At 36.9% G+C, this 12,803-nt stretch carries 7 protein-coding genes; 6 read left to right on the top strand and 1 reads right to left on the bottom strand.

Annotated elements, in window-relative coordinates; all coding sequences use genetic code 11:
- Window positions 1-99 precede the first annotated feature (99 nt).
- From LG296_RS16020 to LG296_RS16005, 4 genes are all read left to right on the top strand, one after another.
- Window positions 100-450, top strand: coding sequence for a hypothetical protein (locus LG296_RS16020; protein WP_107937563.1), 351 nt, complete (start codon window positions 100-102; stop codon window positions 448-450).
- 310 nt (window positions 451-760) lie between these two features.
- Window positions 761-1,819, top strand: coding sequence for an LLM class flavin-dependent oxidoreductase (locus LG296_RS16015; RefSeq protein ID WP_107937565.1), 1,059 nt, complete (start codon window positions 761-763; stop codon window positions 1,817-1,819).
- Between the two features lie 12 nt (window positions 1,820-1,831).
- Window positions 1,832-2,398: an NADPH-dependent FMN reductase gene (locus LG296_RS16010; RefSeq protein ID WP_107937567.1), complete on the top strand. Its 567-nt coding sequence runs from the start codon at window positions 1,832-1,834 to the stop codon at window positions 2,396-2,398.
- A gap of 41 nt (window positions 2,399-2,439) precedes the next feature.
- Window positions 2,440-3,033, top strand: coding sequence for a nitroreductase (locus LG296_RS16005; protein ID WP_107937569.1), 594 nt, complete (start codon window positions 2,440-2,442; stop codon window positions 3,031-3,033).
- A gap of 348 nt (window positions 3,034-3,381) precedes the next feature.
- On the opposite strand, the gene LG296_RS16000 is transcribed toward LG296_RS16005, so the two are convergent.
- The gene (locus LG296_RS16000; protein WP_107937573.1) at window positions 3,382-4,011 is read right to left on the bottom strand and encodes a metalloregulator ArsR/SmtB family transcription factor; all 630 of its coding nucleotides are present in this window, start codon (window positions 4,009-4,011) and stop codon (window positions 3,382-3,384) included.
- Window positions 4,012-4,196: 185 nt separating this feature from the next.
- On the opposite strand from LG296_RS16000, the gene LG296_RS15995 reads away from it, so the two are divergent.
- Together LG296_RS15995 and LG296_RS15990 are read left to right on the top strand one after the other, a co-directional pair.
- Entirely contained in the window at window positions 4,197-6,170 is a 1,974-nt protein-coding gene (locus LG296_RS15995; RefSeq protein ID WP_107937575.1) for an acetoacetate--CoA ligase, read from the top strand.
- Between the two features lie 221 nt (window positions 6,171-6,391).
- Window positions 6,392-12,796: a 5'-nucleotidase C-terminal domain-containing protein gene (locus LG296_RS15990; protein ID WP_235867675.1), complete on the top strand. Its 6,405-nt coding sequence runs from the start codon at window positions 6,392-6,394 to the stop codon at window positions 12,794-12,796.
- The last annotated feature ends 7 nt before the right edge of the window (window positions 12,797-12,803 follow it).

The raw sequence follows: 12,803 nt of genomic DNA, 5'->3' as shown, positions 1-12,803 counted from the left end.
GTTATCGTCAATTTATTTATAGGCTAAATCGAAGTTTTAGATAGAAGTTTATAGGCAAAAATGATAACCAACGCCTATAAATAGGGAGGATTACGCAAAGTGGATCTTTATAATTCTTGGATATATGTAAACATGCTAAACGCAAAATGGTTTATTTGGACTATCGTCATTTTTGTATTTACCTTCAATATTTTGGCACCTATGCTAGTTTGGACTGTTATCAACGGAAAAGGAGTTCCGTTTGTTCATCAGAAGGAAAAGGGAGATAAGAAAGGGAAACAGGGGAATAAGAAACAAAAGAAGAGCAAGAAGACTGAGAATAAGAAAAACAGCGGAAGCAATGATAATGAAGAGAAGACAGAAGATAAGGAAAGTAAGGGAAACAAGGAAGAGACACAACAGGATAGTGGGCAGGATAAAGAAAAGAATTCTTCTCAAGATGAGAACTAAGCCATGGAAAAGTGCTTATAACGATATATCTTACATGAATGTGCCAGTGTAATAAGCTAACATTGGCACAATTTTTATTTTCGATTTTCCCGATGTATTAATCCATCTCCAAGCAGATTGGTTGCTATTAGAAATTCCATATTTTATTATTTAACAAGACTTATTATATTAAAAGGTATAAAAAGAGTGGTTTATAAATAACTCAGTTTATTTCATAAAACAATAAAAATTAGGTGGAATGATTTTACTCATACTATCTAGAGTGAAAATAGTTGTTAAATATAAAAACTACAAAAGGTTGGTTTATCATATGGAAAAATATCGAATTGATAAGAGCAAAGGTCTTGAATTTGGAATTTTTACGCTAGGTGATCATATTCCAAATCCAAACACTGGTGAGCGGATTTCAGCTAAGCAACGGCTGAACGAAATTGTTGAATTAGCAAAGCTTTCAGATCAGGCAGGAATAGATTTCTTTGGTGTTGGGGAAAGTCACCAAGAATATTTTGCTACACAGGCACATTCTGTTATATTGTCTGCCATTGCACAGGCAACAGAAAATATTAAAATCGGAAGTACATCAACAATTATCAGTACATCAGATCCAGTGCGGGTATATGAGGATTTTGCAACAGTCGATCTGATTTCTGATGGACGTGCTGAAATTATTTGTGGTCGTGCATCACGTGTTGGTCTCTATGAATTATTAGGATATAACCTGCGTGATTATGAAGCATTATTTGAAGAAAGATTTGATTTATTGTTGAAAATAAATGAAGAAGAAGTAGTGAATTGGAGCGGAGAATACCGAGAGCCATTAAAAAATGCAAAAATTCTTCCAAGACCCAAAAATGAATCCCTACCAATTTGGCGAGCTGTTGGAGGTACACCTGCAAGTGCTATGAAGGCGGGGTATGCTGGAGTGCCTATGATGCTTGCTACATTAGGTGGTCCAGTAAGTGCTTTTAAAAACACGATTGATGCCTACAGAGAAGTTGCTGAGCGTAGCGGCTTTGATCCTGCCACTTTACCTGTTGGCACAACGAGCTTCTTCTTTGCAGCAGAAAGTACACAAGAAGCGATGAGAGAGATGTACCCATATATTAATGAAGGCATGAAGCTGACAAACGGACAAGGCTTCCCTAAGCAAGCATTTGCACATGGTGCTGATCCGCGCAGTGTTATCAATGTGGGTAGTCCACAGGAAATCATCGAGAAAATTCTGTATCAGCATGAAATGTATGGACATCAACGATATCTCGCACAAATGGATTTTGGTGGAGTTCCGTTTGATAAACTAATGAAGAACGTTGAAATTATCGGTAATGAAATATTACCAGCTATTCGAAAATATACTGCTAACAAATAGGAGGTAATCAGCATGAAAATCGTAGGCATATCCGGCTCAATTGTCGGTTCTAAAACAAAAACTACCATGAATTATGTAGCAGAGGAAATTACAAAGAAATATCCAGATGCTGATTTTACGCTTCTAGACCTTGCCGATTATCAAATTCAATTTAGTGATGGACGAAATTATTTGGAGTATGCAGGCGATACGGGCTATGTAACGAAAACAATCATGGAAGCAGATGCTATTGTAATTGGTACGCCAATTTTCCAAGCATCAATACCAGCTACATTGAAAAATATTTTTGATTTGCTGCCTGTTAATGCCTTTCGAGATAAGGTGATTAGTATGTTTGTAACAGCAGGCTCTGCAAAGCATTATTTAGTTATTGAACAACAATTAAAGCCAATCATATCTTACATGAAGGGGCAAATTGTACAAAGCTATGTATTTATAGAGGAAAAGGATTTTCATCAAAAGAAAATTGTAAATGATGATGTTTTCTTTAGAATAGAACGTCTAGTAGAAGATACGATAGTATTAACAGAGACCTACACAAAAATTAGAGAAGCAAAAGAAGATAAGTACGATTTTTAAACTGTGAGTAGTGAATCTTTCTATAAACGGAGGGATATGGGATGGATATTTTTGAAGCGATTAAAACTAGAAGAAGTATTGGTTTAGTTTCAGAGGAACCAGTTTCAAAGGAATTAATAGAGAAAATTATAGAAGCTGGCACTTGGGCTCCTAGCCATTATCGTACAGAGCCATGGAAGTTTTTCGTATTAACAGGTGATAGCCGAATTCGACTAGGTAAAACTCTTGCTACAATCGAAGCTAGGCAAATGGAAGACCCAACAAGCGAATCCAGCCAAAAGAAATTATCTAAAATTGAGGAAAAACCTTTTCGGGCACCACTTATTATTACAGTAGCAGTGGAGCCAAGCGATAATCCTCGAGCACTAATTCAGGAAGAGCATGGAGCAGTATATGCAGCAATTCAAAATATGCTGTTAGCAGCACATGCTTTAGGCTTGGCGGGCTATTGGAGAACTGGGAAACCGGCATATACTCCCGAAATGAAGAAACTATTTAACCTATCTGAAAACGGAGAAATCTTAGGCTTCCTATATTTCGGCCACCCAAAAAGACCAGTTCCACCAGGAAAACGAAAGCAATTCGATGAAGCCACTACATGGCTAACAAGTGAAAGTGATTTTGATAATTTATAGAATAATAGATTTCGGAAGCACAAATGCTAGTGACCATGCATTTGTGCTTTTTTGATGAGTTTTGAAGAGGGAAATTCGCCTGGGATGCAGTTCATATGAGGAATGAACTGCATGGGAGCAGGAAATCGTCGTGTGATGCAGTTCAAAAGGGAGATGAAGTGCATCGGAAGAAGAAATTCACCACAAGATGCGTTCATAAAATTGTTAAACTGCATCCAAGTACATAAATCTGCCAGAATAAATTCCCCGTGAAGAAACAGACTTGAAACGCACACGCCCTACAGCCCCCACACCAACATTCACAAAAAAATGACCTTCCAACCAAAGCTGATGAAGGTCATTCCAATTTTATTCAAACTTCAATTTAAATTTACAGTGATGATCTCCCTCAGTTTTACAGCTCACTCGGCGGACATGCTCGGTTTCTAGGACGTTCTTGAACATTTCCGTTTCACAGCGACATGCCGTCTTAAATTCTTGGGCAACCGAATAGATGGGACAATTATATTCAATAAGTTCAAAAGTACTATCATCGAGCTTACTTGCACTCGCCATATAGCCTTTTTCGTTTTGTATTTTGACAATCTCTTCAATTTTTTCAGAGGCTGTTTTTTCGTTCATGCGATTTTTATATTCTTGGGTAAGACGGTTTTCTCTTTTCTCAAATAGAAGCTGTATAGATTCTTCACCATGAATTTCTTGAATATCTCTTAAAAATTCAACAGTTATTCCTTCATAGTTTTTCGGGAAAATATGCTCCCCTTTTTCCGTCAACGAATATACCTGAAGTGGTCGACCCATAGGTTGTTTAATTTCTGTCGATGTAATGAGCCCGTCATTTTCTAATATGGCAAGATGCTTCCTAACTGCCATATGCGTGATAGCTAACCGTTCAGTTAGTGCTACAACCGATAAGGAAGCTTCTTTTTTAAGTAGCTCTAAAATACGGTCTCTCGTGTTAGTTTTTGTTTTAATCATACAACCCACCTCAATGTAAGGTAAAACTTTGGTATAAATAATTCTATTATTACCCTAAAAGGAAATTATACTATAAAGTATATTATGTGAAAAGAAACGAGATTTCCTTTAAATAAAGTAATAAATAGATAGATTTAAAATAAACTATAATATGCTGATATTTAATAGATTTAGGAGGGGATTAAATGAAGGTGGTTACAGAAGGGGCATTGTTATGGGAGCCGTCAAAAGAACAAATCGAAAACTCGAGTATTACTCAATTTAAAAATTGGGTTAATGAAGAGAGGGACCTTTCCATTCAAAATCCAGCTGAACTATGGAAGTGGTCTGTTGATGAGCTTGAACAATTTTGGGAAAGTGTTTGGAAATACTGTAAAGTGAAATCCCACACTCCATATGAACAAGTATTAGAAAAAAGAACAATGCCAGGTGCAAAGTGGTTTTCTGGGGCAACGGTAAACTATGCTGAGCATGTATTCCGAAATAGTAGAGCAGATCGACCAGCGTTAATTTTTAAATCGGAAACGGTTTCAAATCGAGAGGTAAGCTGGCAAGAGCTTCAGGAAAAAACAGCGATGGTAAGACAATATTTGATCAGCTTAGGTGTGAAAAAAGGGGACCGTGTTGTTGCCTATATGCCTAATATCCCAGAGACGGTTATTGCCTTTTTAGCCTGTGCAAGTATGGGAGTTATTTGGTCAGTTTGTTCCCCTGATTTTGGAACAGGTAGTGTAATTGATCGCTTCAAACAGATTGAGCCTACTGTCTTATTTGCAGTAGATGGATACTCCTATAATGGCGTAATTCATCACAAGCTAGATAGCGTAGGTGAGCTGCAAGCCGAATTACCGACGTTAACTAAGACAATTTTATTCCCTTATATTCAAAGTGAGAATACGATTGCAAATGATAAAACTATCTACTGGGATGATATGCTACAAGAAAAGGTGGAGCTCGAATTTGATGCTGTGCCATTTGATCACCCATTATGGATTTTATTTTCTTCTGGAACAACAGGATTGCCAAAGCCGATTGTGCAAGGGCAGGGCGGCATTATTATCGAGCATTTAAAAACCTTGGCCATTGAACAGGGGATTGACCAGGATGATGTATTCTTTTGGTTTACCACAACCGGATGGATGATGTGGAATCTCTTGATGGCGGGCCTGCTTACTGGTGGAACAGTTGTCCTTTACGATGGCAGTCCAGCTTACCCAAATATAAACGTTTTATGGGACTTTGCTGATGAAGCCGGGATTACTTTCTTTGGTACAAGCGCGGCCTTCTTAAATATCTGCATGAAAACAGGTGTGAGACCAAATGAAAACAATAGCTTTTCAAAGCTTAAAGCTGTTTATTCCACAGGATCGCCACTTTCAGTAGAAGGCTTTTCTTGGGGCTATGAAAATGTGAAGAAGGATTTGTGGTTTGTTTCAGCTAGTGGGGGAACTGATATATGTGCTGCTTTTGTTGGTGGTTGTCCAGTGTTACCAGTATACGCTGGAGAAATTCAAGCTCGAGCTTTGGGGGCAAACGTACAATCCTTTACTGATGAAGGACAGGCTGTATTAAACGAGGTTGGGGAACTAGTAATTACAGATCCGATGCCATCGATGCCTCTGTATTTTTGGAATGACCAAGATAACGAACGTTACTTAGAAAGCTATTTTGAAATGTTCCCAGGGGTTTGGCGACATGGGGATTGGATTAAGATCGATGAAAAAGGGAGCAGTATCATTTTTGGTCGCTCCGATTCAACTATCAACCGTCAAGGTGTTCGATTAGGGACGAGTGAAATCTATCGTGTGGTCGAGGCGTTGGATGAAGTAATAGAAGGATTAGTAGTTGATTTGGAATACCTTGAAAGAAGTTCCTATTTAGCTTTATTTATCGTCTTAAAGCCAAACACTATTCTGAGTGATAGCCTAAAAGAAATGATAAAGTCTGAAATAAAACAGAAAGTCTCCCCAAGATTTGTACCAAATGAAATATTCGAGATAAAAGAAATACCTAAAACCTTCAGTGGTAAAAAACTAGAAGTTCCAATTCGTAAAATTCTATTAGGGCAGCCAGTTGAAAAAGTAGTAAATCGAGGATCTGTTACAAATCCAGACTCGCTTAATTACTTTATCGAGCTGTCCAAAGAGATCAATAAATAGGTTATCAGCCAAAATAAAGAACCTAGTCACTTTAATAGTGTGCTAGGTTCTTTTCATTTGTAATATTTTGCTAGATTAAAAGAGTTATTTAGCTACTATTAACAAAAGTTTTTGAAAATTTACAAAATATTAAAATACCTATGTAATTTTTTTCACAATAAGTTATTAATATAGAGAAGGTAATTGAGTAGTAAAATATTCCAATAAAAAGGGGCTAAATTATGTCGAAGAAACGAAATAATAAATACTTTATAGCTACTCTAGCAGGTACTATAGTTGCGAGTTCAGTAGTTTCTACACCAAATCTTACAGAAGCTGCCGGAAAAACTTTTCCGGATGTAAAAGTAGATGATTATTTTGCTGATGCAGTAGCTGATCTAGTTGATCGTGGGTTAGTAAAGGGATTTCCTGATGGAAATTTTAAACCATATAATAGTTTGACACGTGGACAAGCTGCAGTTATTTTAGCTGGGGCACTTAAACTAGAAACGAAGAATGTAAAAAATCCAAACTTTAAAGATGTTTCAACAGCTCATCCATATTATGGTGCAATCGCAGCGTTAGCAAATGCAGGATATATAAACGGTTTTGAAGACGGCACTTATGGTTCGGGCAAGCCTATCACCAGGAATCATATGGCGATAATCCTTACCAAAGCCTTTGAATTAAAAGCATCCTCAGAAGCAGTTACTCCATTTACTGATATTTATCCAGACTACAAGCAATACATCACAGCATTATTTGAAAACGGAATTACAGTTGGTAATACAAAAACGACATTTGGCGGTTCTACTAATGTAACGCGTGGTCAATTTGCACAATTCTTATTGCGTGCTGAGAATGCATCTAAAGCCGTTTCGTTTACAATTGAAGATCTATCAAATTCTAGCCTTCAAACTACTGAAGGGAAGTTAACTTTTGATGCAGCATTAAAATCAATTTTCAGTACAAAAAATGCCGATGCATTAAAAGGGGCTGAAATGACTGCAACAGTTCAAAATGGCAAAATTACTGGCATTACAGCATTAACATTAAATGCTGAAGGAAAAGCTGGTGCATCTGTTGTATTTGATGGTGGAAATGCAACAATAGCAGGTGATGTGACAGTTAATGGAGATTATATTGCAGTAAATAACCTTAAAGTAAAAGGCGATTTAATTTTAACAAATAAAGTATCAAAAGACTTTTCATCTAATGTTTTAGTTACAGATGGCCAGTTAATTATTAGTGATGCAGCATCTAGCCCTGTAGCGGCATTATTCTCCTTTGTTGCCAACACGAATGAAGGACCAAAAGTTAACTTAACAAATTCATCAGTTAAAGGTGTTCAAGTTGAACGAAATAATGTTCAGCTGACATCTGATAAAAAAATACCAGAAGTAAAGGTTTCAGCAAAAGTTTCAGTGGTAGAAGTAAATGCAGATGTAGAAAAAGTAACTATTAATGTGACAGTAAAGCTTGAAATAAATGGTACTGGCTCAATTGACCAAGTCCAGGTTGAAAAAGCAGTAGAACTGGCATTGAAACTAGCAGGTAAGGTAAAGGAATTTGTCATTGCTAACAAGGATACAAAGGTCGAGGTTGGCGTAAATGTACAAATTGATAGATTAGTAGTTCCGAAAAACTCTAAAGTTGAGGATGTTGTATCAAACTATTCCTCTATTAAAGATAAGATTAAGGACATAAAAGACGAGACAGGTGCAACGGTTACTCCTCAGCCTCCAAGCTCAGGTGGTTCAACAGGTGGCAATAATTCAGCTCAAATAAAGCAAGCATTAATTAATACTGCAAATCAAAAAATTGCAGCAATCCCAGCAGTAGATGCTATCACTGGAGAGAATAAAGCTACTGTCAAAGCAGCTATTGAAGCTGCTCAGCTCGCAATCTCAGCTGCCAAGAATGCAGGAGCACGAGATACTGATTTTGTTGGATTAGTAAAAGTTCAGGCTGCACTTGATAAAATCCAAGAAATTGACTCAAAATACGAGCTTTCAATAATGCACACGAATGATACACATGGTCGTACGGATGTGGCGCCAAAACGTGCAACTGCAGTTAAGCAAGTAAGAGCAGAAAAACCAAACTCACTGCTTATCGATGCTGGAGACGTATTTAGCGGAACACTTTACTTTAACGAATTTAAAGGTGAAGCAGACTTAAAGCTAATGAATTATATCGGCTATGATGTAATGACTTTTGGTAACCATGAATTCGACCTGGGTTCAAGTCCAGAAGGGCATCAGGCATTGGCTGATTTCGTTAAAAGAGCGGAGTTCTCATTTGTATCGTCAAATGTTGATTTCACACCGGATGAGAAATTTACTGGCTTATTTAGTGATTTAATCTCAAGTGAACCGGAAAACGGTAAAATCTATAACGGAATTGTGAAAGAAATTAACGGTGAAAAAGTTGGGATATTTGGTCTAACAACTGAGGAGACGAAAGGGATTTCCTCGCCAGGCAGTATTGCCTTTAAAAATTATATCGCGGAAGCAGAAAAAGCTGTTAAAGCCTTCGAAGATATGGATGTAGATAAAATTATCGCTGTAACTCATATTGGTTACGATGATAATGCATCCATTGATAATGATTTAATTTTAGCACAATCAGTACCTGGTATTGATGTAATTGTTGGGGGACATAGCCATACTCAACTTGATGATGCTGTAGTAATTGATAAAAATTTAGCTGGGGAAGAAAAGGATCCAACAGTTATTGTACAAGCATTTCAATATAGTGATTTCCTAGGGACTTTGGATGTAACATTCGATGAGAACGGAATTGTAAAAGAGTATGAAAATGAGCTGTTAGAGGTTTCTAAATTTGAAGAAGATGCAGAAGCTGTAGAAATTTTAAAGCCTTATAAAGAAAAAGTTCAAGAACTAAATGAGACTGAAATTGGCGTTACGCTTACAGAACCACTGACAAATCCTCGCGCCGAAGCCTCAAATCCTGAGGGACTAAGTGTACGTAAAAATGAAACAATATTAGGTAATTTAATCACTGATGGGATGCTTTCTAAAGCGAAAGAATACGATGAAAATGTTGTAATGGCATTTACAAATGGTGGTGGAATTCGTTCAAGCATTAATGCAGGTCCAATTACAATTGGTGAAGTAATTTCAGTACTACCATTTGGTAATACTCTTGCATTAATGGATGTGACGGGAGCAGAACTAAAAGCTGCCTTTGAGTTAAGCATAAGCCAATATCCAAACGAACTTGGTGGATTCTTACATGTAGCTGGTGCAAAAATTGAATTTGATTCGTCCAAACCAGCAAGAACTACGAAGGATGGCGTTGTAACTGAAGAAGGCAAACGTATCATCTCAATTTCTTATAAGACTGCAGATGGCTCATATACAGAAATTAAAGATGGTGAAACATACACAGTTGCAACAAATGCCTTTACTGCCAAAGGTGGCGATAATTATGACATGCTTGGTGAGGCATACAAAGAAGGTCGTGTAACGGACTTAGGCTTATCTGACTGGGAGAACTTCAGAGACCACTTAAAATCTCTAGAAACAATTCCAACAGAAATTGAAGGAAGAATTGTTGATGTAAAAGAAACTGAACCAGTTCCAGAGCAAGAATCAGATTTAATTATTTCTCAATATATTGAGGGCGGAAGTTACAATAAAGCATTAGAGTTATATAACAATTCAAATGAGACACTTGATTTAACACAATACTCTTTAGAACTATATTCTGATGGGAAAGCAGATAATCCGAAATCACTCACTTTAACGGGTACTCTAGAAGCTGGTAAAACACTAATTTTATATCATAATCAAGCTAGTGATGAAATTAAGACTTTAGCAGGTGTAGGTGGTATAGGAAATTCAACAGTTATTAATCATAATGGTAACGATCCATTTGTTCTTAAGAAAAATGGAGAAATTATAGATTCTATAGGTCAAATTGGTTCATCGGCAGACTTTGCAAAAGATGTTACCCTCGTACGTAAAGAATCTATAATATCTGGAGATAAAAATCCTAATGATGCATTTTCATTTGAAACAGAATGGATAAACTTAGGTAAAGATGTTTTTGATAACTTAGGTGCACATCCGTATATTCCTGAACAATTAGAAACAATTTCAATGGCGGATGCTCGTGCATTAGGAACTGGTGAAGTGCAAATTCAAGGTGTTGTTACAGGGAAGTTGAAAAATACAATTCATATCCAAGATGAAACGGGAGCAATCGCATTATATGGCTTGGCTGAAAATGTTAATGTTGGTGATGAAATTGTTGTTAAGGGTAAATTGACTGAATATAACGGTTTGTTACAATTACAAAGTCCAGCATTAGTTGAGAGTGTTGGAAGTAAAGAAGTTGCACCAATAGAGTACACTGGTGCTGATTTAAAAGAGGAAAATGAATCAAAGTTAGCCATTGTTAAAAATGTGAAAATAATAAAAGATAATGGCTCAGGTAATTTTGCTGCAGAAGACGAAGCGGGTACTTCGTTTATCGTACGTGATGAAAATACTGTGCTTGGTCTTGAAGCAGGGAAAACCTATAATCTAATCACTGGTATTATCCAAGAATACAATGGAGCGTTCCAAATTATTCCACGTGGTGTAGAAGATGTAGTTGAGGATGCTTCAAAAGTAAGAAGTGTTGTGGCTTCTACAACATCTACTTCTATCCCAACTGGCACTGAAGTTAAGTTAACTACTTTAACTGAAGGGGCGAAAATATACTACACTACTGATGGCTCAGAACCAACTGTAGATAAAGGGACTGAATATACTGCACCAATTGTAATTGAAGAAAAAACGACTTTGAAAGCAATAGCGGTGAAGGATGGCTTCTCTAATAGTGATACTTTTACTATCACATATGATGTATATGATGGTAATCTCTCTATCAGCGATATCCAGGGTCTCGGTCATACTTCACCGATGAATGGTATGGCAGTTGAAGGTATTGAAGGAATCATTACTTCAATGTATGAACTAAATGGGCAACAATACTTCCATATGCAAACACCGGATTCAGAGGTAGATAACGACCCTAATACTTCAGAAGGTATTGTTGTTTTTGCTGGAAGTGCAGCTACCAGCTATCCGTTTAAGGTTGGTAATTTAGTCAGCATCACAGGTGTAGTAGATGAGTATCGCATTGATGGTTATGCTGATGCTTATACAGATTTAACTGTTACTGAATTAAATGCAACAAAGGGTTCAATTAAAATTATAGAAGAAAATGCAGAATTACCAAAACCAATCATTATTACTTCTGATGACATTCCTGCAGAAATTGATACTAATGGTTTTGATACCTATACTCCAGCAACAGATGCAATTGATTATTGGGAAAGCTTAGAGGGGATGCGTGTACAGATTGGCGCGGATACAGCATCGAAACTACGTGTGGTTTCTCCAGAAGAGTATGGTGAAATTATTACTGTATTTGATGAAGTAAAAGCCACAACATTAAACGGTGGTTTATTACTTGGTGAGAATGACGCGAATGCTGAACGTATCCAATTTAAACTGTTTAATGGTGAAAAAGAAGTTAGCAATGGTGGCAATATTAATACGGGAGATTCTGTAGATGCCCCTGTAATTGGTTTTGTAAACTATGGATATTCAAACTTTAAGGTTTACGTAGATCAATCTTCATTTAAAACGACAGCAGGTAATATTCAAAAAGAAACGACTTCTATAGTAGAAGCTGATGGTAAATTAACAATTGCATCTTATAATTTAGAAAACTTTTCTGCGAATTCAAATGCAACTAAAGTTAGGAATATTGCTGAAGCATTTGTAAATGGATTAAATTCACCGGATATTATTGGAGTAACAGAAATGCAAGATAATGATGGGGCAACTGCATCAGGATCTTCTGCTGCAGACGAAAGCTATCAAAAACTAATTGATGCCATTATAGCAGCTGGCGGTCCAACTTATAAATATGTGAATATTGATCCTGAATACAATCAAGATGGTGGGGCTCCAGGAGGAAATATCCGAGTTGGATTCTTATACAATCCAGAGAGAGTTTCATTACCAGCTAATGCGGTTTCTGGTACGGCTAATCAGTCAACAGCTTATGAAGATGGACAATTAACATTAAATCCAGGACGAATTGATCCTACTAGTTCTGCATTTAATAGTAGCCGCAAGCCACTTGCAGCAGAGTTCACTTTTAATGGTGAACAGGTCATTGTAATTGTAAACCACTGGAATTCAAAGGGTGGAGATTCACCGTTATTTGGTACGCAACAACCGGCGGTATTAGGAAGTGAAGCCCAGCGTAAAGATATTGCACAAGTTGTGCGTGGCTTCGTAGAAACAATTCAAACAGCGAATCCAAATGCTAATATTGTTGCTGTTGGTGATTTCAATGACTTCCAATGGACACCTGCACTGCAAATCTTTGAAGGCGAAAATGAATCAATGTTTAATATGATTAATACTTTGAATGAAAATGATCGTTATTCTTATACGTACCAAGGTAATTCACAGGCACTTGACCACATTTTTGTATCAGATAATTTAAGAGCGAAGTCAATTCTTGATATTTTACACGTCAATGCTGACTTTACTGAAGAAGCTGGCCGTGCAAGTGACCATGATCCACTAATGGTACAAATCGACTTTACTAAATAAATAACAT

This window comes from Ureibacillus chungkukjangi, from assembly GCF_044795995.1.
Classification (GTDB): Bacteria; Bacillota; Bacilli; order Bacillales_A; family Planococcaceae; genus Ureibacillus; species Ureibacillus chungkukjangi.
Note: the sequence above shows the minus strand (reverse complement) of the source record. Positions and strands in the feature narration are given on the sequence as shown.